General features: G+C 77.2%; 3 protein-coding genes. All 3 read right to left on the reverse strand.

Annotation, left to right across the window (positions count from 1 at the left end; genetic code table 11):
- Positions 1–124 precede the first annotated feature (124 nt).
- Genes ACFO3J_RS28555 through ACFO3J_RS28565 form a run of 3 tightly spaced genes read right to left on the reverse strand, consistent with a single transcriptional unit; the run spans position 125 to position 24,428 of the window.
- Positions 125–580 (reverse strand): nuclear transport factor 2 family protein, encoded by a 456-nt coding sequence (locus ACFO3J_RS28555; protein WP_386435274.1) that lies wholly within the window; start codon positions 578–580, stop codon positions 125–127.
- Entirely contained in the window at positions 577–12,546 is an 11,970-nt protein-coding gene (locus ACFO3J_RS28560) for a type I polyketide synthase (protein ID WP_449343658.1), read from the reverse strand. Before ACFO3J_RS28560 ends, ACFO3J_RS28555 begins: the two co-directional genes overlap by 4 nt.
- On the reverse strand, positions 12,546–24,428 hold the full coding sequence (locus ACFO3J_RS28565) for an SDR family NAD(P)-dependent oxidoreductase (RefSeq protein ID WP_386435283.1): 11,883 nt from the start codon (positions 24,426–24,428) through the stop codon (positions 12,546–12,548). Before ACFO3J_RS28565 ends, ACFO3J_RS28560 begins: the two co-directional genes overlap by 1 nt.

Raw genomic sequence — 24,428 nt, forward strand, 5'->3', positions numbered from 1 at the left:
TCCGGCGTTCAGCGGCACGCCGGTCGGTGTGATGGGCGCGGTTCGGACGCGCCGACGCGGGCACCGCCGCCTCGACCGCAGTCGGCGTCAAGGCCGTAGCAGAGGGCGGTGCCCGCGTCGGCGGCTAGATGTCCCGGCGGGTGCCGTCCGGTCCGATGGGAGACCACCACTGCTCGTAGTTGATCGCCCCGTCGCCGAACCAGCCGGCGTAGCCCTCGACGACCCGGCCCTCCGACCAGCGGAACACCTGCATGCTGCGGCCGTCGAGCACGTCGTAGGGCGAGGTGCTTCCCGCCGGGGCGCCCGCCCGCACCGCGTGGACGCGGACGACGTCCATCGAGTGGTCGTCGTTGATCATCGAGGTGACCGGGTCGGCGGTGAACGATCCGCCCGACGCCTCGTCCAGCGCCCGCCGGAAGGCCAGGAGGTCGTCCAGGCCCTCCCGCCAGCCGGCTTGGGCGTGGCGTCCCGGCACGAGGAACCTGAGGTCCTCGGCCCAGTACTTCACCGCCTGCCGCCGGTCACCGGAGACCAGCGCCACATAGGCGTCGAAGATCAGCTCCGCGGTCACTGCGGTCATGAGTTCCTCCTCGGTTGGGTGGGCGGCAGGCTCTGCCCCGGCTGTCGCTCGGCGGCGGAGAGCCAGCTGTGGACGGCAGCGGCGGTGGGAGCCGCGTGCTCCTCCAGCATGGTGAAGTGGTCACCGGGCACTTCCCGGACCGTGTCGGCGAGGGCGGCCGCGAGCCTGCGGCCCCCGTCCCCCCCGTTCTCGGCGGGCGGCTGCCCGACGGTGCCGGGCAGTGGTTCGGCTGCCCGCAGAAAGAGCGTGGGGGTGGCGATCGTGCCCGGCGCCCATTGGTCGAAGACCCGGAAGTAGGCCCCCATGGCGATCAGCGAATGGGTGTCGCTGTCCGCCGGACCGCCCCGCCGGGCGAACAGGCCCTCGGTGAAGGCGGATGCCAGCCGGTCGTCCGTCTCGCGCCGCAGGTAGGTGTCCAGCAGGACGACGGCCCGGGGGGCCTCGCCCAGTTCCTCCAGCCGGGCGGCCACGGCGTGCGCGATCCAGCCGCCGGACGAGTAGCCGAGGAGGGCGACCGGGGCTCCGCCGGCGTACCGCCGCACCGCCTCGGTCTGGGCGTCGATCACCGCCTCGACGCTGTCCGGCAGCGGTTCGCCGGGCAGGAAGCCGGGCTCCGGCAGTACCGCCACGTCGCGCAGTCCCCGCAGCGGGACGGCGAAACGGGCGTACTGGTGAGGTCCTGACAGGGCCACCACGGCGGGGAAGCAGATCAGGGCGGCCCCGGCCGGACCGCTGGCGAGCGGCACCGGCTGCGGACCCGGGCCGAGGTCGGCGCTGCCGGCGAAGGACGGGAGGAAGCGGGAGGCCATCCGGAGCAGTTCGATGCCCTCCGCGGTCCGGCCGGCCGCCCGCGCCCGCCGGAACAGCGCGCCGACCTCGGCGGCGGGCCCGGTGGCCGGCGCTCCGGTCACCGGGGCGGCGGTGCGCGCCAGTTCCCCGTCCAGGTGCCGGACCAGCACCGGGAGCGTCGGGTGATCGAACGCCACGGTCGCGGACAGGCGGAGGCCGGTGGCCGTGTCGAGCCGGTTCCGGAGTTCCACCGCGGTGAGCGAGTCCAGGCCGAGTTCGGGGAACGCCGCGGTCTCGTCGATGCCTTCGCCGCCGCCACTTCCGCCGCTCCCGCCCGTCCCGCCGGCCGAGGCGAAGCCGAGCACCTCCGCGACCGCGGTACGCACCAGCGCGCGCAGCGCGGCCTCGCGGTCGACCGGCGGGAGCCCGGCGAGCGGGACCGGAGCGACCGGCGGCAGCGAAGGGGCCGCCGTGGGCGCGGCGTTGGCCCCGGTGCCGGCCCGTACGGTCCTGGACGGAGCGCGCACCGCCGCGCGCAGCATGGCGGGCAGCGCCGGGTCGTCGGCGTGCGCGCGCAGCCGCCGGGTGTCCAGGCTCAGCGGCACCAACGCGGGCCCGGCGCTGGCCAGGGCCGCGTCGAACAGGGCCAGGCCCTGCTCGGCCATCAGCTCCGTGACGCCGCTGCGTGCCGTGCGCTGCGGATCGGTGCCGGTCATGCCGCCCCCCGGGGCCCACGGACCCCACGCCAGCGACAGCGCCGGCAGGCCCCGGGCACGGCGGTGGTGCGCGAGCGCGTCCAGGAAGGCGTTCGCGGCGGCGTAGTTGGCCTGGCCGGGCGCCCCGAGGACGCCCGCGGCGGACGAGAAGAGCACGAACGCGGACAGGTCCAGATCCCGGGTCAGCTCGTGCAGATGCCGGGCCGCGTCGGCCTTCGGGCGCAGCACACGCTCCAGGCGTTCGGCGGTCAGGGAGGCCACCACGCCGTCGTCCAGCACTCCCGCGCAGTGCACCACGGCGGTCAGCGGGTGACCGGCCGGGATCGCGGCCAGCAGGGAGGCGACGGCGTCGCGGTCGCCGATGTCGCATCCGGCGAGGGTCACCGAGGCACCCAGCTCGGCGGCCCCGGCCGCCAGCGCCGCCAGCCGGGCGTCGTCGGCGCGGCGCCCGACCAGCAGCAGTCGCCGTACCCCGTGAACGGCGATCAGGTGCCGGGCCACCAGCCCGCCGAGCGCGCCTGCCGCACCCGTGATCACCACGGTGCCCTCGGGAGCGAACCCGGCGGCGCCTTCCGCCGGAGCGACCGCCGGCCCCGGGGCCGCCGCACCCGGACGCACCGAGAACCGCGGCTCGTCCGACGCGCCGACGCGACCCGTGACCAGCCCGGTCCCGCCGGGACCGAAGCCGGCACCGGACGCCGGCACAGCTGCCAGCCCCGGAGCCGCCACCACTCCCGAACGCACCGTCAGCTGCGGTTCGCCGGAGGCGATGGCGGTGGCCAGGGCCCGCCAGGATTCGCTCGTGCCGTCCACGTCCACCAGGACGAACCTTCCCGGGTGCTCGGAGGCCGCCGAGCGCAGCAGGCCCCACAGCGGGGCGTGCCGCAGGTCGGGTACGTCCTCCTGGGGAGAGGCGGCGATCGCGCCGCTGGTGACGACGACGAGCCGGGTGGTGGCGTGCGCCGGGTCGGCCAGCCAGGACCGCACCAGTCCCAGGGCCTCGCGGGCGGCGGCGCCGGTGGGGGCATCGGCGGTGTCCTCCGGTGCCCCGACGAAGGACGCGAGGACGACGCCCCGCGGGTCGTGCCCGGCGAAGGCCGGGTCCCCGTACCGGCCGACCCGGTCCCCGGCGGCCCGCAGCGCGGTGCCCAGCGGCGAGTCGGTGGGCCCGAGCAGTGCCCACGTCCGGGGGCCGGGAACGGGCGGCGGCCCGGGGTCGATCGGGGTCCAGACGACCTGGAGCAGTGACCGGCCGGGGACGCCGGTCCCGGACGCGAGCGGGCGCAGGGTGAGCGCGGCGACCGAGGCCACCGGGGCACCCGTGCTGTCGGCGACTTCCAGCGCCACGGTGTCGGGTCCGGCCGGGGACAGCCGTACCCGCAGCGTGCCCGCGCCGGACCGGTGGAGCCGGACGCCGCGCCAGGAGAAGGGGAGCAGCGTCGGCCCGGGCCCCGCGGGGCGGCCGAGGAGCCCCAGCGGGTGCAGGGCGGCGTCCAGCAGTACGGGGTGCAGGCCGTACGGTCCGGGGCCGGTGGTCGGGAGGGCGACCTCGGCGAAGATCTCGTCCATCCCGTCGTCGCGGCGCCATGCCGCGAGCAGCCCCCGGAAGGGCGGGCCGTAGCCGAGCCCGGCGTCGGCCAGCCGCTCGTAGTGGCCGGTGAGGTCGAGGGGGGTCGCTCCGGGCGGCGGCCACGGGAGCGGCCCGGCGGGCGGTTCCGGTGCGGCGCGGGTGAGCGTGCCGGTGGCGTGCCGGACCCATTCCGCCTCCGCCGGGGCGTCGGCCGGCCGGGCCAGGACGGCGAAGGACCGCCGGCCGTCCGGGCCAAGTCGGCCCACCGAGACGCTGAGCAGCGAGGGTCCCCGCGCGGGCACGGCGAGCGGTGCCTCCAGGACGAGGTCCTCGATCGCCGGGCAGCCGAGTTCCCGCCCGGCCCGCAGCGCCAGTTCCACGAAGGCGGAGCCGGGCAGTACGGCCGCCCCGTCGATCCGGTGCTCCGTCAGCCATGGCTGGGCCCGTACGTCCCACGCTCCGGCGAACACCACGCCTTCGCGGTCCGGCGCGGGCAGCGCCGGTCCCGGCAGCGGGTGTGCCTCCGGCGCCGGATCCGCGCCCAGCCAGTACCGGCGGCGCTGGAAGGCGTACGTGGGCAGGTCCACCCGCCGGGCCCCGGAGCCGCCGAGGACGGCGGTCCAGTCGACGGGGACGCCCCCGACGTGCAGTTCGGCCACGGCGGCGGCGAGCGCGCGCGGTTCCGGGCGGCCGGGCCGCAGCGCCGGGACGACGGTGCGGCCGGGGTCGGCCAGGCAGTCCCGGGCGGCGGCGGTGAGGGTGGCGTCCGGGCCCACTTCCAGGAACGCCGTCACGCCGTCGGCCTCCATCCGCCGCACCGCGTCGAGGAAGCGCACCGGCTCGCGGAGCTGGCGCGTCCAGTACGCGGGCGAGCACAACTGCTCGGCCGTGGCCGGGCCGCCGGTCAGGGTGGAGACGAAGGGAACGGCCGGCTCGTGGAAGGACAGTCCCCCGGCGATCCGCCGGAACTCGTCGAGCACGCCGTCCATGTGCGGGGAGTGGAAGGCGTGACCCACCGTGAGCCGCCGGGTCCGGCGGCCGGCCGCGGCAAGGCGCGCGGCCACGGCGTCGACGGCGTCCGCGTCGCCGGACAGGACGACCGAGGCCGGCCCGTTCACGGCGGCCAGCGTGACCCGGTCGGTCAGCAGCGGCGCCACCTCCTCCTCGGAGGCCTGGACCGCCGTCATCGCGCCGTGTGCCGGCATCGCCCGCATCAGCCGGCCGCGCGCCGCCACCAGGACGGCCGCGTCCGCCGTGCCGAGGACGCCGGCCGCGTGGGCCGCGGCCAGTTCGCCCACCGAGTGCCCGGCCACGACGTCCGGCCGGATCCCCCAGGACTCCAGTCCCCGCAGCAGCGCCACCTCGACGGCGAACAGACCGGCCTGCGTGTACTGGGTGTGATCCAGCAGCGCGGCGTCGGCCGTTCCCGGGGCGGCGAAGAGGATCTCCCGCAGCGGACGGTCGAGCAGGGCGTCGAAGGCGGCGCACACCTCCGCCAGTGTCTCGGCGAACACCCCGCCGGCCGCGGCGAGTTCCCGGCCCATGCCGGCCCGCTGACTGCCCTGTCCGGCGAACAGGAAGCCGACCTTGCCCGGGGCCGCCCGGCCGGACAGGACACCGGGGCCCGCCGTCCTCTCCGCCGCCAGGCGGGTCAGTCCCGCCAGCAGTCCGTCGCGGTCGTCGGCCAGTACGGCCGCGCGGTGGGGGAACACCGGCCGGGTGGTCGCCAGACTCCAGCCGAGGTCGGCGGCGGACACCTCGGGGCGCGCCCGGACATGCTCCAGCAGCCGGCGGGCCTGGCCGCGCAGGGCCTGCGGGCTCTTGGCCGACAGGAGCAACGGGGACGGCCCGGCCGGGCCGTCCGGGGCCGGGGACGAGGCCGGGGCCCGAGGTGTCCCCGCAGGTGTGTCGGCCGTGTCCGGCGCCTGCTCGATGATGGTGTGGGCGTTGGTGCCGCTGATCCCGAAGGAGGACACCCCGGCCCGCCGGGGCCGGCCGGTGTCCGGCCACGGGGTGGCCCCGGTCAGCAGCCGCACCGCGCCGGCCGACCAGTCGACATGCGGCGACGGGCGGTCGACGTGGAGGGTACGGGGCAGCGTGCCGTGCCGGATCGCCTGCACCATCTTGATGATGCCGCCGACACCGGAGGCGGCCTGCGGGTGGCCGATGTTGGACTTCAGCGAGCCGAGCCACAGCGGGCGGTCCTCGGCGCGGCCCTGCCCGTAGGCGGCCAGCAGGGCGTTGGCCTCGATCGGGTCGCCCAGTGTGGTGCCGGTCCCGTGGGCCTCGACGGCGTCGACCTGATCGGGAGTCAGGCCGGCGCCGGCCAGGGCTTGCCGGATCACCCGCTGCTGCGCCGGTCCGCTCGGCGCGGTCAGGCCGTTGCTCGCCCCGTCCTGGTTCACCGCGCTGCCCCGGACCAGGGCCAGCACCGGGTGTCCGTTGCGGGTCGCGTCCGACAGCCGCTCGACGAGCAGCACACCGGCGCCCTCGCTCCACCCCACGCCGTCCGCGCCGGCCGCGAACGACTTGCAGCGCCCGTCAGGCGACAGGCCGCGCTGCCGGCTGAACTCGACGAACGGCAGCGGGGTCGCCATCACGGTGACCCCGCCGGCCAGGGCCAGCGAGCAGTCGCCGGAGCGCAGGGCCTGCACCGCGAGGTGCAGCGCCACCGACGAGGAGGAACACGCGGTGTCCACCGACACCGCCGGCCCTTCCAGGCCGAGCGCGTAGGCCACCCGGCCGGAGGTGACGCTGCCGGCCGTGCCGGAGCCGAGATAGCCCTCGGCGTCCTCGGGGACGCCTTGCGCCCCGGACCCGTAGTCGTGGTACATCACACCGGCGAACACGCCGGTGTCGGTGCCCCGGACGGTCGCCGGGTCGATGCCGCCGCGTTCGAACGCCTCCCAGGACACCTCCAGGAGCAGCCGCTGCTGCGGGTCCATCGCCAACGCCTCGCGCGGGCTGATGCCGAAGAACTCCGGGTCGAAGTCGGCCGCGTCGCTCAGGAAGCCGCCGTGCCGGGTGGAGAAGGTGCCGCGCTGTCCGGGGTCCGGGTCGTAGAGGGCGTCGATGTCCCAGCCCCGGTCGCGGGGCATCTCCGTGACGGCGTCCCGCTCCGCCAGGACGAGGTCCCACAGGTCCTCCGGCGAGGCGACGCCACCCGGGTAGCGGCAGGCCATGGCCACGATGGCGATCGGCTCGTCGGCGTGCCGGGCCGCCCGCGCGCGGGGCGCGGGCGCGGCCGGGGACACGGTGGGCAGCAGCAGCTCACGCAGCCGTCCGGCCAGGGCGGCGGGCGTCGGATGGTCGAAGACCATCGTGGTGGGCAGCCGCAGGTCCGTGGCGCCGCCCAGGCGGTTGCGCAGTTCGATGGCGGCCAGCGAGTCGAAGCCGAGTTCGGAGAACGTACGGTCGTCCGCCATGGCGGCCGGGTCGTCATAGCCGAGCACGGCGGCCGCCTCGGTCCGGACCAGCTCGGTCAGCTCGGTCAGGCCGGTCGGCCCGGCCGGCTTCGGCAGCGGGCCGGCCGCGCCCTGCTCCGACGGGTGGTGGACGGCCGGCGACCCGGCCGCGCCCGCGGACCGCGCCCGGCGCAGGGGCTGCCGCCCGGCGGGCACCAGGGCGCGCAGTACGGCGGGCACGGTGTCACCGCGCAGCGTGCGCGGGTCCAGGTGCAGTGGTGCCAGCACCGCGTCACCGCCGCCCAGAGCGGTGTCGAACAGGGCCAGGCCCTCGTCGGCGGGGATGGGCCGCATGCCCAGTGCGGCCAGCCGACGCAGGGCGGGCCCGTCCAGTCCTGCGCCCATGCCGCTCGCGGCGTCCCACAGGCCCCAGGCCAGCGAGAGCGCGGGCAGTCCGCGGTGCCGGCGGTGGTCGGCCAGCGCGTCCAGGAAACCGTTGGCGGCGGCGTAGTTGGCCTGCCCCGGGGCGCCGAGCAGCCCGGCGGCCGAGGAGAACAGTACGAACGCGGACAGGCCGAGGTGCTCGGTCAGCTCGTGCAGGTGCCAGGCGCCGTCGGTCTTCGGCCGCATCACCCGGTCCAGGCGGTCCGGGGTGAGCGCCCCGATCACGCCGTCGTCCAGGACGCCGGCCGCGTGGATCACCGCTGTCAGCGGGCGGTCGGCCGGGACTCGCGTCAGGAGGTCGGCCACGGCGGCCCGGTCGGCGATGTCGCAGGCCGCCACGACGACCTCGGCGCCCAGCCCGGTGAGTTCGGCGGCGAGTTCGGCCGCCCCGTCGGCGGCGGGGCCGCGGCGACCGGTCAGCAGCAGGCTGCGGACGCCGTGCCGGGTGACGAGGTGGCGGGCCGTCAGCGCGCCCAGGGCCCCGGTCCCGCCGGTGATCAGCACGGTGCCGCCGGGGGCGAACCGGGACGGGACGGGGGCGGCGGCGGTGTCGAAGCCCCCGGCGCGGGCCAGCCGGGGTACGCGCAGCCGTCCCCGGCGCAGCGCGACGCTCGGTTCGCCCGAGCCCAGCACCTGGGCCAGCACCGGTTCCAGCAGCGCGGGCAGTCCCCCGGGCCGGCCGCCGGGGTCGTCGGTGTCCAGCAGGGTGATCAGGCCCGGGTGCTCGGCCTGCGCCGACCGCAGCAGCCCGCGGACGGCGGCGCCGGGCAGGTCGGTGACGTCCTCGTCCGGTCCGGTGGCGACCGCGCCGTGCGTCACGACCACCAGGCGCGCGGCGGCGAACCGGTCGTCGGTGAGCCAGGACCGTACGAGCCGCAGGGCCAGGCCGGCCGACGCGCGGGCCTCGGCGCCCTGGTCCTGTCCGGGCGATCCGCTCGGGTCGGCGGCGTCGGGGGACGCCTCCCGGTCGGCGGGCGGGGCGCCCGCGGCATCCCGCCGCGTGGTCGGAGCCGTCCGGACAGGGCCGGTACGAGGAGGATCTCCCCCGGCGTCGCCGGGAGGTGCCTCCACCGCCTCGTGACGCACCGGTTCCACAGCCGCGGCCCGATCATCGAAGACCGCCCGGACAGCGCCCGGTTGTCCGGCGCCCGCGCCCAGAAGCGGGGTCAGCAGCGGGATCAGCACGACATCGGGCAGCGGCGCGCCGGCGTCCACGTCGGCGGCCAGCGCGGCCTGGTCCGGGTACCACGCGGGCGCCCCGGGGCCGGCCGGCGCGGCCGTGCGGTCGCCCCCGAGCACGACCGTCCTGCCGACGGGCGCGGAGGCGGCCGGGGCCGTCCATTCCGGCCAGTCCAGGCGCAGCAGCGGCTGCCGCGCCCTCTCACCGGCGGCGCGGAGCGGCCCGGCGGGCCGCAGCAGCAGCGACTCCACCGCGGCCACCGGCCGGCCGGTCTCGTCGGCCGCCTCAAGGGACACCGCGTCCGTGCCGTCCAGGGAGGCCAGCCGCACCCGCAGTACGGTCGCCCCGGTCGCGGACAGCGACACACCCTGCCAGGCGAAGGGAAGCGCGGGCGCGTCGCCGCTGCCCGGGAGCAGGCCGAGGCCCAGCGGATGCAGGGCGGCGTCCAGCAGCGCGGGGTGCAGGCCGAAGGCCTTGGCCGTACGGTGCTGCGCGGCGGGCAGCCGGATCTCGGCGAACAGTTCGTCCTCGCGCAGCCACGCCGCCCGCAGTCCCTGGAACACCGGCCCGTACCGCAGGCCGTCGGCGGCGAGCCGGTCGTAGAGCCCGTCCAGGTCGAGGGCGGTCGCCCCGGTCGGCGGCCAGGTGGTGAGGGATCCGGACCCGGCCACGGGTCCCCTGGCGGAGACCAGTCCGCCGGCATGCCGGACCCACGGCTCCCCCGCCGGGGCGTCCTCGGCCCGGGCGTGCACTTCGACCGGTCGCCGCCCGGCTCCGTCCGGCGCGCCCACCCGGATCTGCAGGGCCACCGCACCGCCTGCCGGGATCGCCAGCGGCTCGGTGAGGGTGAGTTCGTCGAGATGGTCGCAGTCCGCCTGCTCGGCGGCCCGCAGCGCCAGTTCGGTGAAGGCGGTGCCCGGCAGCAGGACGGCGCCGCCCACCGTGTGGTCGGCCAGCCACGGCTGGGTGGCGAGCGCCAGCCTCCCGGTGAACAGGTGCTCCCCGGAGTCGGCCAGTACGACACTGGCGCCGAGCAGCGGGTGGTCCGGGAAGCCGAGGCCCGCCGGGGACACGTCCAGCGGGCCCGGGGCGGGCTGTTCCAGCCAGTGGCGCCGCCGCTGGAAGGCGTAGTGCGGCAGCTCCACCCGCCGGGCGCCGCTGCCCCGGAAGAAGGCCTCCGGGTCGAAGGTGACGCCGCGGGCGTGCAGCCGGGCGACGGCCGTTGTGACGGTCGCGGTCTCCGGCCGTCCGGCCCGCTGGGCCGGCACGGCCGCCGACGCGCTGTCCGTCAGGGACTCCTCGGCCATGGCCGTGAGCACCGCGTGCGGACCGATCTCCAGGAAAGTGCGCACCCCCTCGGTCTCCAGCCGGCGGACCGCGTCCGCGAACCTGACCGGCAGGCGGGCGTTGCGCACCCAGTACTCCGGCGAGCACAGTTCCGCCGCGCCGGCCGGCTTCCCGGTGACGGTGGAAAGGAAGGGGATACGGGGCGGGCTCGGTTCCAAGCCGGCGGCGACCTGCCGCAGTTCGTCCAGTACGGGGTCGACGAGCGCGGAGTGGGACGCGTACTCCACGCGCAGTCGGCGGGTTCTGCGTCCGGCGGCGGCGAAGCGGTCGGCGAGCGCGAGCACCGCCGCCTCGTCGCCGGACAGCACGACCGAGGCCGGGCCGTTGACCGCGGCGATCCCGACTCCGTCGGTCAGCAGCGGCAGCGCCTCGTCGTAGGAGGCGGCGACGGCCACCATCGCGCCGCCGCGGGGCAGTGACTGCATCAGCCGTCCGCGGGCCGCGACCAGCGCCGAGGCGTCGGCCAGCGACAGCACCCCGGCGGCGTGGGCCGCCGCCGGCTCGCCCCCGGAGTGGCCCAGGACGTAGTCCGGACCGACGCCCCAGGAGGCGAACAGGCGGAACAGCGCGACCTCGAAGGCGAAGACGGCGGGCTGGGCGAAGCCCTCCCGGTCCAGCAGGTCCTCGTGCTGACCGCCGAGGACGAGCGGCCCCAGCGGGGTGGTGAGGTGGGGGTCCAGCTCCGCGCACACCGCGTCGAAGGCGTCGGCGAACACCGGGTGGGCGGCGTGCAGTTCGCGGCCCATGGCCGGCTGCCGGCTGCCGCCGCCGGTGAACATCATGGCGAGCGCGCCGCTGCCCGCCCGCTCCTGGACCAGTCCGGACGGGCTGCCGCCGCCCGCGAACACGTCCAGGTCGCGCAGCAGCGCCGCCGGGTCGTCTCCGACCAGCACCGCCCGGTGCTCCCAGGCGGCCCGGCCGGTCAGCAGCGAGTACCCGAGGTCGGCCGGGTCGAGTCCGGGACGCCGCCGTACGTGCTCCGCCAGCCGGCCGGCCTGTGCGCGCAGCGCCTCCCGGGACCTGGCCGTCAGCGCCCACAGGGCCGGTGTCCCGTGCGCCGCCGGCGCCGGACGGGCCGGGGGCTCGTCGGCCTCGGGGGGTTCTTCGAGGATGGCGTGCGCGTTGGTGCCGCTGAATCCGAAGGAGGAGACGCCGGCCCGCCGGGGTGCGGTGCCGCGCGGCCAGGGCCGCGGCTCGGTGAGCAGTTCCACCGCCCCCGAGGACCAGTCGACGTGCGGGGTGGGGCGGTCGACGTGGAGGGTACGGGGCAGGGTGCCGTGCCGCATGGCCAGCACCATCTTCATCACCCCGCCGACACCGGCGGCGGCCTGGGTGTGGCCGATGTTCGACTTCAGCGAGCCGAGCCGCAGCGGACGGTCGTCGGGGCGGCCCTGCCCGTAGGTGGCCAGCAGGGCGTTGGCCTCGATCGGGTCGCCCAGTGTGGTGCCGGTGCCGTGCGCCTCCACTGCGTCGACCTCGTCGGGGCGCAGTCCGGCGTCGGCGAGCGCCTGGCCGATGACGCGGCGCTGCGCGGGGCCGTTGGGCGCGGTCAGGCCGTTGCTGGCGCCGTCGGAGTTCACCGCAGAGCCGCGCAGCACGGCCAGCACCCGGTGGCCGTTGCGGCGGGCGTCGGAGAGCCGTTCCAGCAGCAGCATGCCGGCGCCCTCGGCCCATCCGGTGCCGTCGGCGGCGTCGGCGAAGGACTTGCAGCGGCCGTCGGCGGCGAGTCCCTCCTGGCGGCTGAAGTCCACGAAGGGAAGCGGAGTGGCCATCACCGTGGCCCCGCCGGCCAGCGCGAGCGAGCACTCGTCGCGGCGCAGCGCCGCGGCGGCCAGGTGCAGGGCCACCAGTGAGGAGGAGCAGGCGGTGTCGATGGTGACGGCGGGGCCCCGCAGCCCGAAGGTGTAGGCGACCCGGCCCGAGGCGATGCTGCCCGCGTTGCCGGTGCCCAGGTGGCCGAGGAGTTCCTCGGGCAGGTCGCGCAGCCGGGCGGCGTAGTCGTGGTACATGATGCCGACATAGACGCCGGTCCTGCTGCCGCGCAGGGAGGCCGGGTCGATGGCGGCGTCTTCGAAGACCTCCCAGGACGTCTCCAGTACGAGCCGCTGCTGGGGGTCCATAGCGGTCGCCTCGCGGGGGCTGAGGCCGAACGCGACGGGGTCGAAGTCGGCGGCGTCGTAGAGGAATCCGCCTTCGGCCGTGTGGCTGGCCGTGGCGGCGCCGCCGTCCGGGCCGTGCGGCGCGGGCTGGTCCCAGCCGCGGTCGGTGGGGAAGCCGGAGACCGCGTCGCGGCCGGTGGAGACGAGTTCCCAGAGGTCGTCGGGGGTGCGCACACCGCCCGGGTAGCGGCAGGCCATGCCGATGATGGCGATGGGCTCCCGGGCCGCGTCCTCGCTCTCGCGCAGCCGCTTCCTGGTCTGGCGGAGCTCGGTGGTGAGCCGCTTGAGCGTGGTCAGTACCTTGTCGTCGACCTGCCGGGCCTGCTGGGCCCGCTCGTCCGTTTCGCCGCCGGCCATCAGGCGTCCCCCAGTTCCTCGTCGATGATGGCGAGCAGTTCGCCGATGCCGGCCGATGCGAGGCCGTCGTCCTCGGGCGGGCCGTCCGGTTCCGGTTCGGCGGCGGCCAGCAGGGCCCGCAGCCGGAGTCTGATCCGGGCGGCCGTCTCCGGGTCCCCGGTGGCCGCGGGGAGGGCCGCCTCCAGCCGGTCGAGTTCGGAGAACACCGTCTGCTCCGGTGACGGCGCCGCGGGCAGGAGTTCGGCCTTCAGATGCGCGGCGAGCGCGGCCGGCGTGGGGTGGTCGAAGACCAGGGTGGCCGGCAGGCGCAGGCCGGTGGCGGTGTCGAGCCGGCCGCGGATCTCCACCGCCGCCAGGGAGTCCAGGCCGGACTCGGTGAACGGCCGGTCCGCCGCGACGGCGAGCGGGGAGCTGTGTCCCAGCACCGTGGCGGTCTGGGCGAGGACGAGTTCCAGCAGGGCCCGCTGCCGCTCGGGGTCGTCGAGCGGCAGCAGGCGATCGGCCAGTGTCCCGCCGCTCCCGGGGACTTCGGCGGCCGCGGCGCGCCTGCGGACCGGGCGGACCAGACCGCGCAGGAGCGGGGAGGCGTCCGGGTCCTGGCCGCGGGCGCGGAGCACGGCGAGATCGAGGCGCGCGGGCACCAGCAGCGGCTCGGTACGGCCGAGCGCGGCGTCGAACAGGGCGAGGCCGGCGTCCGGGGAGAGCGCGCCGAGTCCGGTGCGGGCGATGCGGCGCAGGTCCGTGTCGGCCAGGCCGCCCGCCATGCCCCGGCCGTGCTGGCTCCACAGCCCCCAGGCCAGCGAGGTCCCGGGCAGGCCGGTCTCCGCCCGGTGCCGGGCGAGCGCGTCCAGGAAGCTGTTCGCCGCGGCGTAGCCGCCCTGGCCGGCGGAGCCGAGTACACCGGACGCCGAGGAGAACAGCACGAAGGCGGACAGGTCCAGGTCCGCGGTCAGTTCGTGCAGGTTCCAGGCGCCGGCCGTCTTGGGACGCATCACCCGGTCCAGGCGCTCGGGAGTGAGCGCCGCGATCACCCCGTCGTCCAGGACGCCGGCCGCGTGCACCACGGCGGTCAGCGGGCGGTCCGCCGGTACGGCCGCGAGCAGCCGCCGTACCGCCGACCGGTCGGCGGCGTCGCAGGCCACCACCTCCACCCGGGCGCCCATGGCGGTCAGTTCCGCCGTCAGCGGTGCGGCCTCCGGGGCGTCGCCGCCGTGCCGGCTGGTCAGCAGCAGGCTCCGGACGCCGTGTTCGGCGACGAGATGCCGGGCCAGCAGCGCGCCGAGGGCTCCGGTGCCGCCGGTGACCAGCACCGTGCCGCTCGGGTCGAGACGGCGTGGGCCGGGGCCGGTGGGGGCGCCGGCGGGCACCAGCCGGGGCGCGGCGGCCAGGCCGCCGCGCAGTGCCAGCTGGGGTTCGCCGGTGGTCAGCGCCGCGGGCAGCGCCCGCCACGAGGCGTCGCCGCCGTCCACGTCCACCAGGACCAGCCGCCCCGGGTGCTCCGCCTGGGCGGCGCGGACCAGTCCCCACACGGCGGCCTGCCCGGGGTCGGCCGGATCCTGGTCCGGGGCGCGGGGCACGGCGCCCCGGGTGAGCAGGACCAGCCGCCCCCGCGGGAGCCGGTCGTCGGTCACCCACTGGCGCACCGCCCGCAGCGCCTGCTCCGCCGCCGACCGGGCGGCCTCGGCGCCGCGCAGGTCCCCCGTCTCGATGGGCAGCAGGACGACGGCGGGGGACGCGTCGCGGAGCGCGTCGAGGTGGTGACGGTGGTCGAGCCGGTGGTCGGCGAGTACGGGCGGGGGCGGCGCGGCGCCCAGCCAGGCGGCCGGGCCCGGCGCGGCCCCGGCCGGCACCGCGACCTCGGTCCAGTCGACCCGGTAGAGCTCCCCGGCGCCTTCGGCGCGGGCGGGTTCGACGGCGGCGGCCGACACCGTACGGGCCGTCAGGCGCTCGACACGGGCGACCCGTTCGCCCTTGCCGTCGGCGATCTCCAGGGTGACGGCGTTCGGCCCGGCCGGGGAGATCCGCACCTGCAGGGCGGTGGCAGCGGTGGCGTACACCTGCACGCCGGCCCAGGAGAAGGGCACCGTGGCCGCGCCCGGGGTGAGTTCGCCGATCGCCGCCGGGTGCTGGGCGGCGTCCCACAGCGCCGGGTGCAGCAGGAATCCGGCGGTGTCGGTCCCCTCCGGCAGGACGGCTTCGGCGTACAGCGTGTCGGCGTCCCGCCATACCGAGCGCACCCCCCGGAAGACCGGGCCGTAGTCGAGGCCGCCGGCGGCGAAGTCGTCGTACAGCTCATCCACCGGGAGCGGGACGGCGCCGGCCGGGGGCCACTGACGCGGAGCCTCGGGGACCGGCGCGTCACCGGTGGCGAGCGCGCCGTCCGCGTGGCGGGTCCACGGCCGGTCGGCGCCCGCGCCGCCGGCAGCGCCTGAGCGGGCGTAGACGGTCAGGGGCCGGCTGCCGGAATCGTCCGGCTCGTCGACGAGGAGTTGCAGGTCGAGGCCGGTGTCCGGCGGCAGCACCAGCGGGGTGTGGATGGTCAGCTCCCGTACGAGGTCCTGGCCGACCGCCTCGGCGGCCCGTACGGCCAGTTCCAGCAGGAGGGTGCCGGGCACGACGGTCTCGCCGAACACCCGGTGTTCGGCGAGCCAGGGCACGGCCCGCGCCGACAGCCGGCCTTCGAGCAGGAAGCGGTCGCCGTCCGCGAGCAGGACGGCGGGCCCGAGCACCGGGTGTCCGCCGGGGTGCGGGGCCGTCCTGGCGGCGCCGGGACGCGGCCAGTACCGCTGGCGCTGGAAGGCGTAGGTGGGCAGGTCGACGCGGCGTCCCCCGCCGCCGGCCGACACCGCGCGCCAGTCGACGGGGACGCCCCGCACGTACAGCGCGGCCGCCGTCGTGAGCAATGACCTGTCCTGCGGCCGGTTCTCGCGCTGCGCGGCCAGGAAGACGCCGCGCTCCCCGAGGCAGTCGGCGGCCATGGAGGTCAGCACACCCCGCGGGCCGAGTTCGGTGAAGACGGTGGCGCCGCCCTCCGCGAGGGATTCCATCGCCCGCTGGAAGCGCACGGTGTGGCGGACGTGGTCGACCCAGTGCTCGGGGCGGCACAGTTCCTCGGGCCCGGCGGGCTGCCCGGTGAGGGTGGAGACGACGGGGATCCGCGGGGCGCGGTAGGACAGGGCCTCGGCGACCTGCCGGAAGTCCGCGAGCATCGGATCCATCAGCGGCGAGTGGAAGGCGTGGCCGACCCGCAGCCGGGTGACCCGCCGGCCGCGTCCGGCCAGCAGGCCGGTCACCTCGGTCACCGCGTCGGCGTCCCCGGAAAGGACGGTCGCCCGGGGGCCGTTGACAGCGGCGATGCCGACCCGGTCGCCCAGGCCCGCCAGCAGTCCGGTGACCTCGCCGGGTTCGGCCTCGACCGCGGCCATCGCGCCCCGCCCGGGCAGCCGCTGCATCAACCGGCCCCGGGCGGCGACGAGCCGGGCCGCGTCGGACAGCGACAGTACGTCCGCCACGTGGGCGGCCGCGATCTCCCCGACGGAGTGCCCGGCGAGCTTGCCGGGCCGGATCCGCCACGACTCCAGCAGCCGGAACAGCGCCACCTCGTAGGCGAACAGCGCGGGCTGGGCGTACTCCGTGCGGTCGAGGAGCTCCGCCGCCGCGGTGCCCGGTCCGGCGTGGACGATGTCGCGCAGCGGCCGGTCCAGGTGCGGGTCCAGTGCGGCGCAGGCGTCGTCGAAGGCGGCGGCGTAGGCCGGGAAGGCCGCGTAGAGGCCGCTGCCCATGCCGGCGGTCTGGCTGCCCTGGCCGGCGAACAGGAAGGCCGGCCGATGCCCGTCGTCGGCCTCGCCGCGTACGGCGGCCGGGACGTCCTCGCCCGCCGCCAGCGCGCGCAGGGCGGTCGCGGCCTCCTGGCGGCCGGCGGCGACGATCACGGCGCGGTGGCGCAGCGGGGCGCGGGTGGTGGCCAGCGACCAGCCGATGTCCACCGCCCGGGGCTCCGGGTCCGCCGTCGTGTGCTCGGCCAGCCGCAGCGCCTGATCGCGCAGTGCCTCCGGGCTCTTGGCGGACAGCACCCAGGGCACCACCCGGTTGTCGTCGTCGCCGGGGGCCGGGTCGGTTCCGGGCCCGGAGGCCGGCTCGGAGGCGGCTTCCGGAGCGGGGGGCTCTTCGAGGATGACGTGGGCGTTGGTGCCGCTGATCCCGAACGAGGACACGCCCGCGCGCCGCGCCCGTTCACCGCGCGGCCACGGCCGGGGGTCGGTCAGCAGTTCCACCGCTCCGGCGGTCCAGTCCACGTGCGGTGTCGGCTCCGCGACGTGCAGGGTCTTCGGCAGCCGTTCGTGCCGCATCGCCTGGACGACCTTGATGATGCCCGCGATGCCCGAGGCGGCCTGGGTGTGGCCGATGTTCGACTTGAGGGAGCCCAGCCACAGGGGGCCGCCGCCGGCCCGGTGTGTGCCGTAGGTGGCCAGGAGGGCCTGCGCCTCAATGGGGTCGCCCAGCCTCGTACCGGTGCCGTGCGCCTCCACCGCGTCCACGTCGGCGGGGGTCAGTCCGGCGTCGGCCAGCGAGCGGCGGATGACGCGTTCCTGGGCGGGGCCGTTGGGGGCGGTCAGGCCGTTGCTGGCGCCGTCGGAGTTCACCGCCGAGCCGCGCAGCACGGCCAGCACCTGGTGGCCGGCGCGGCGGGCGTCCGAGAGACGCTCGACCAGCAGCACGCCGACCCCTTCGCTCCAGCCGGTGCCGTCGGCGTCGGCCGAGAAGGAGCGGCACCGCCCGTCGGGGGACAGCACCCGCTGGCGGCTGAACTCGGTGAACAGCAGCGGGCTGGCCATGAGGGTGACGCCGCCCACCACGGCCAGCGAGCAGTCGCCGCGCCGCAGCGCCTGGGCGGCCCAGTGCAGTGCCACCAGCGAGGAGGAGCACGCCGTGTCGAGGGTCACCGCGGGTCCGCCGAACCCGAAGGCGTAGGCCAGCCGCCCGGACAGGACGCTGGCGGTGTTGCCGGTCCCGACGTACCCCTCCAGGTCGTCCGCGCCGGCCGCCAGCAGCCTCGGGTAGTCCTGCCCGTTGGTGCCGACGAAGACGCCGACCCGGCTGCCGTCCAGCGACTCCGGGTCGATGCCGCCGCGTTCGAAGGCCTCCCAGGCCGTCTCCAGCAGCAGTCGCTGCTGCGGGTCCATCGCCAGCGCCTCGCGGGGCGAGATCCCGAAGAACGCCGCGTCGAAGTCGGCCACGCCGTCGAGGAAGCCGCCCCGGGTGGTGTAGGTCGTGCCGGCGCGGTCGGGGTCCGGGTCGTACAGCTCGCCGATGTCCCAGCCGCGGTCGGCCGGGAAGTCGCCGACGACGTCCGATCCGTTGTCCACCAGGTCCCACAGCTGTTCCGGCGAGCGCACGCCCCCGGGGAAGCGGCAGTTCATGGCGACGATCACGACGGGGTCGGTCCCGGCGCCGTCCTCGGCGGCGGCGGGGACGGGGGCGGCGGTGCCCGCGGCCGGGGTGCCGGCCAGCCGGGCGGACAGATGGGCGGCGACCGCGGTCGGCGTGGGGTGGTCGAAGACCAGGGTCGCGGCGAGCCGCAGGCCGGTCGCCGTGTTGAGCCGGTTGCGCAGTTGCACGGCGGTCAGCGAGTCGATCCCGATCTCGGTGAAGGGCTGGTCGGTCCCGACCGCGCGCGGGTCGTCGTGGCCGAGGACGGCGGCGACCTGGGTACGTACCAGTTCCCGTACGGCCTCCTGCCGGGCGGCCGGTGCCAGGGCCCGCAGCCCGTCGAGCGGCGCCGTCCCTGAAGTGGACGCGGCGCGGGGGACGCTACGGCCGAGCGCCCTCGGGAGTGCGGCCAGCATCGGGGGCAGGGTGTCGTCGGCGGCGGCCCGCCGCAGCCAGGCCGTGTCCGGGCGGGCCGCGACGAGGACCGGCCGCGGTGCCGCCAGGGCCAGGTCCAGCAAGGCGAGGAACTCCCCGTCGGACAGCGGCGAGAAGCCGGGGACGCCGCCGCCGGCCGCCGTCCCGAGCCGGTCCCCCCACGCGACGGCGGTGGCCGGCAGTCCCTGGGCGTGCCGGTCGTGCGCCAGGGCGTCGAGGAAGGCGCCGGCGGCGGCCTCACCGGTCCGGCCGGCCGGGCCGAGGGTCCCGGCCAGCGAGGAGAAGAGCACGAACGCGGACAGGTCGAGGCCTCGGGTGAGGCGGTGCAGCAGGACGGCCGTACGCAGCCCGGGGTACGGGCCGGGGCCGGGCGGGTCCTGGTCGCCAGCGGTGTGGAACACCGCGGTGAGCGGGTGGGCGGGCCAGACGGAGGCGAGCAGCCGGGCGAGGGCGTCGGGGTCCGTCGTGTCGCAGGTGGCGAAGGCGACCTCGGCGCCGGCCGCGGCGAGGTCGGCGCGCAGCGCGGCGGCCCGGCCGGTCTCGGGCTCACCGTGGCCGGCCAGCAGCAGGTGGCGCGCTCCGTGCTCCTCGGCCAGGTGCAGCGCCAGCAGTCCGCCGGCGGATGCGGCGGCCCCGGTGATCAGGACGGTGCCCCGCGGGTCCAGCGGGGCCGGCCGGACGAGCGCGGCCTGGCCCGGGTGCCGGGCCTCGCCCAGGAAGCCGAACGCCTCCGGTGCGCGGCGGATGTCCCAGGCCGCGGCCGGCAGCGGCGGCAGCGTACCGTCGGCGAACAGCACCGCCAACTCGGCGAGCATCGTCCGGACGCCCTCGGGGCCGGCTTCGGCCAGGTCGGCCACCTCGTAGCGCACCCCCGGGTGGTCGGCGGCGACCCGGGCCGCGTCGCGCGGATCGGTACGGCCGGTCTCGACGAACCGGCCGCCGCGCGGCAGCAGCCGCAAAGAGGCGTCGGTGAACTCCCCCGCCAGGCAGTTCAGTACGACGTCGACGCCGTCGCCGTCGGTCGCGGCGAGCAGGTCCGCCGCGAAGTCCGGGGTGCGGGAGGAGGCGATGCGGTCGTCCGGCAGGCCCAGCGAGCGCAGCGCCGCCAGCCGGTCCGGGCTGTCGGTACCGAAGACCCGGGCGCCGCGGTGGCGGGCCAGTCGCACGGCGGCCAGGCCGGCACCACCGCTCGCGGCGTGGACGAGCACCGAATCGCCGGGCCGCAGCCCGGCCAGGCCGAACAGGCCGTGCTGGGCCGTCAGGTAGCCCAGGGTCGTGGTGGCGGCCCGGGCGAAGGACCAGCCGGCGGGCACCGGGGTGACGAAGCGGACGTCGGTGACCGCGACCGGGCCCGCCGCGCCTTCGGGGAACAGCCCCATCACCGCGTCCCCAGCGGTGACCGCGCCCGCCCGGGTGCCGGCCTCCAGCACCACACCGGCCGCCTCGACCCCGATCCGTGCGCTGCCAGCGCCGTGCAGACCGAGGCCGACGAGCAGATCGCCGAAGTGCAGGCCCGCCGCCCGCACCGCGACCCGGATCTCGTACGGTCCGAGGTCGCGGGCCGCCGCCGGGTGGTCCAGGGGGGCGAGGGTGCCGAGGTCCCCGCTCTCGGTGATGTCCAGCCGCCAGGGTTCCGGGCCGGCCGGCGTGCGCAGCGACCGGTCCGCGCTCAACGGCGCCAGCGCGGGGGCCAGCGCCCTGCCGCGTCGCAGGGCGAGTTGGGGTTCCCCGCCGGCCAGCGCCGCCGCGAAGGCGTGCGCGGAGTCCGGGTGCCCGTCGGTGTCCAGCAGTACCAGCCGGCCGGGGTGCCGGGCCTGCACGGAGCGCAGCGCGCCCCAGACCGCGGCGCCCGCCTGGTCCGGCGCCCGCTCCCCGGCCCGGGTGCTCACCGCGCCCCGGGTGACGACGGCGACCCGGCTGCTGCCGTGGCCGCCGCTCAGCAGGGCGTCCACCAGGGCCAGGGTCCGCTCCAGCAGCGGGCCGGCCTCGTCGGCGGGCCCGCCGGCTGTTTCGGCGCCGCGTTCGGCGGACAGCGGCAGGACGACGGTCCGCGGATCCGGGGCGCCCGCGCGGAGCGCCGCGTCCAGTTCGGCGAGGCCGTCGAAGTGACGGGCGCCCTCGGGGCCGCTGCCGGCGGGTCCGAGGACCGCCAGCAGCCCGCTGCCGGCCTGCGGTCCTTCGGCAGGTGCGGGCGGCGGCAGCGGCAGCGGCGACCAGTCGACGGTGAAGGCCGAACGCAGGGCGGCCCCCGCGGCGCCGGGGCGCGGCCCGGCGGGCGGCGGAGTGAGCCCGAGGTTCTCGACGGCGGCCACCGGTGCGCCGGATCCGTCCGCGAACAGCACGGTGAACCGGTCGGGCCCGGCCGGGGTCAGCCGCGCGCGCAGCACGGACGCGCCGCGCGCGAACAGCCGTACGCCGTCCCATCCGGTCGGCAGCCGCTCGGACCCGTCGTCGCCGGCCGTGGCCGAACGAAGCGCGGCTTCCAGCAGCGCGGGGTGCAGACCGAAGTCGGCCGCGGCGGCCGGGTCGGTCAGCCGCGCCTCCGCGTAGAGGTGCTCGCCGTCCTGCCACAGCCCCGTCAACGCCGCGCCGGACGCCCCGCGCAGGAGCGCTCCGCTCCGGGCGGCCGGCAGCCCCCCGGACCCGCCATCACCAACCGCAGCCGCGCGGGACCCCGCCTCCAACAAACCGGCAGCCACACCGATCAACCCCGCCTCAACGCCAAGGCGATCACCGTCCCGCCACACCTCCGACGCCGCCGCGTCCGGGCCGTCCGGGCCGTCCTGGTCCGGCGGGACCGGCAGTTCGCGCGGGGTGGCGCCGGGGGGTGGCCAGTGGGCCGCCCAGGCGGTGTCCGGTGCGGTCGGGGGCGCGCTGGCGTCGCGGTCCAGGGTCCCTTCGGCGTGGCGGGTCCAGGCTGTGTCGTCGGGGCTGTCGGCAGGCCGGGAATGGACGGTGACGCGGTGGCGTCCGTCGCCGTCCGGGGCCGCGACCGCCACCTGGACGTCCACTCCGCCCTCGCGCGGCAGCGTGAGCGGCGCGGTCACGCGCAGTTCCGCCACTCGGTCGCAGCCGGTCCGGGCGCCCGCTTCCATCGCCAGTTCGAGCCACGCGGTGCCGGGCAGCAGCACGTCACCGTAGGCGGTGTGCCCGGCCAGCCACGGCTGGCTGCCGAGGGAGAGGCGGCCCGTCATGAGCAGCCCGTCCCCCTCGGCGAGCCGCACGGCCGCCCCGAGCAGCGGGTGGTCGGTGGCGGCGAGCCCGGCCGCCGCGACGTCGGCCGGCCCCTGCTCCGCCGCCAGCCAGTAGCGCTGCCGCTGGAAGGCGTACGTGGGCAGGTCGACCAGCCGTGCGTCGCCGAAGAGCCGGTCCGGGTCCAGCTTCGCCCCGGCGACCCACGCCTCGGCGAGGGAGCCGGCGAACCGCTGGAGGGTGCCGTCGTCACGGTGCACGGAGCCCACCACGAAGGCGTCGGCCCCGGCGTCCTCGATCGTCTCCTGTACGGCCGGGGTGAGCACCGGGTGCGGGCTGCACTCGATGAACAGGTCGAACCCGTCGGCCAGCATGGCCCTGATCGCCTGCTCGAACTCCACCGGCTGCCGCAGCCCCCGGTACCAGTAGTCCGCGGTCTGCCGTGCGGGGTCGGCCGGGCCGCCGGTGACGGAGGAGTAGCTCGGCAGCCAGCCCGGGCGGGGCGCCACCGGGGCCAGCGAGGCGGCCAGTTCGCCGCGGATCGCCTCCACCTGCGGCGAGTGGGAGGCGTAATCCACCGGGATCCTGCGCGCCCACACCCCCGCGGCCTCGCACTGGGCGAGCAGGGTGTCCATCGCCTCGTGCGAGCCGGCGACGACCACCGAGCGCGGGCCGTTGACCGCCGCGACCGACAGCGCGCCGGCCTGCTCGGCGACCCGCTCGTGTACCCACGCGGGCGGCGCGATGACCGACATCATCCCGCCCCGGCCCGCCAGCGCGGCCAGCGCCCGGCTGCGGAGCGCGACGACGCGGGCGGCGTCTTCCAGCGACAGCGTGCCGGCGACGGCCGCCGCGGCGATCTCGCCCTGCGAGTGACCGACCACCCCGGCGATCCCGACTCCGCAGGACTCCCACAGGGCGGCCAGCGAGACCATCACCGCCCACAGCGCCGGCTGGACGACATCGACACGTTCCAGGGCGGGCGCGCCGGGTGACCCGCGCAGCACCTCGGTCAGCGACCAGTCCACGAAGGGCCGCAGCGCCAGGGCGCACTCCCGGGCCCGCCGCGCGAACACCTCGGAGGTGTCGAGCAGCGCGGTGGCCATCCCGGCCCACTGGGAGCCCTGGCCGGGGAAGACCAGCGCCGCCTTGCCCGATGCCGCGCCGCCGGAGGCGACCAGGGCCGCGGGCCGGCCGGCCGCCAACGCCGCCACGCCGGCCAGCAGTTCCTCCCGGTCGCGCCCGGTGACCGCGGCGCGGTGACGGAACTGTGTGCGGCCCGCCGCCAGGGACCGGCCGACATCGGCGGGGTCCAGGTCCGGGTGCCGGCGCAGATGCCGTACCAGCCGCCCGGCCTGGGCGGTCAGCGCCTCGGGGCTCTTCGCGGACAGCAGCCATGGCGCCCCGCCGAGGGCGGCACGGGGGCGGGCGTCGGCGGGCGCGGGTTCGGGGTCGGGGTCGGGTGCCTGTTCGAGCACTACGTGGGCGTTGGTGCCGCTGATCCCGAAGGCGGACACCGCGGCGCGGTGCGGCTCGCCGGATACCGGCCACGGCCGCGCCTCGGTGAGCAGACGCAGGGGCCCGGCCGTCCAGTCCACGTGCGGGGTCGGCCGGTCGGCGTGGAGGGTCCTGGGCAACGTGGCATGACGCATCGCCATGACCATCTTGATCACGCCGGCGACACCGGCCGCGGCCTGGGTGTGCCCGATGTTCGACTTCAGCGAGCCGAGCCAGACCGGGCGGTCGGCCGGCCGGCCCGGCCCGTACGCCGCCTGGAGGGCCTGGGCCTCGATGGGGTCGCCGAGCCTGGTGCCGGTGCCGTGTGCCTCGACGACGTCGATCTGGGCGGGCAGCAGCCGGGCCGCTGTCAGCGCCTGCCGGATCACCCGCTGCTGGGCGGGGCCGTTCGGCGCGGTCAGGGCGCCGCTCGCGCCGTCCTGGTTCACCGCGCTGCCGCGGACGACGGCCAGCACGGGGTGGCCCTGCGCCCGGGCGTCGGAGAGCCGCTCCAGCAGGAGCAGGCCGGCTCCCTCGGACCAGCCGGTGCCGTCCGCCTGTTCCCCGAAGGCCTTGCAGCGCCCGTCCGGCGCCAGGCCCCGCTGCCGGCTGAACCCGATGAAGGTGGCCGGGGTGGCCATCAGGGCCACCCCGCCCGCGAGGGCCAGTTCGCAGTCGCCCAGCCGCAGCGCCTGGACGGCCAGGTGCAGCGCCACCAGCGAGGAGGAGCAGGCGGTGTCGACAGTGACCGCCGGCCCCTCCAGCCCGAAGGTGTACGCCACCCGCCCGGAGGCGATGCTGGCCGAACTGCCGGTGCCGAGATAGCCCTCGGTGTCCGGCTGCGGGCGGCGCACCCGGCTGGCGTAGTCGTTGTACATCACGCCGGCGAACACACCGGTCCGGCTGCCGCGCAACCTCGCGGCCGGGATGCCGGCCCGCTCGAACGCCTCCCAGGCGATCTCCAGCAGTAATCGCTGCTGCGGGTCGGTGGCGAGTGCCTCGCGCGGGCTGATCCCGAAGAAAGCGGGGTCGAAGTCCGCGCTGTCCTCGATGAAGCCGCCGTGCCGGGTGTACGAGGTGCCCGGCCGGTCCGGGTCGGGGTCGTACAGCGCGTCGACGTCCCAGCCGCGGTCGAGCGGGAAGCCGCCGACGGCGTCGCCGCCGGCCGCGACCAGGTCCCACAGCTCCTCGGGTGTGCGGATCCCCCCGGGCAGCCGGCAGCTCATCGCCACGACGGCGATCGGCTCGTGGGCCCGGTCCTCGACTTCCTCCAGCCGGGCGCGGGTCTGCTGCAGATCGGCCGTCATCCACCGGAGGTAGTCGACCAG

Source organism: Streptomyces polygonati, from assembly GCF_042650325.1.
Lineage (GTDB): Bacteria > Actinomycetota > Actinomycetes > Streptomycetales > Streptomycetaceae > Actinacidiphila > Actinacidiphila polygonati.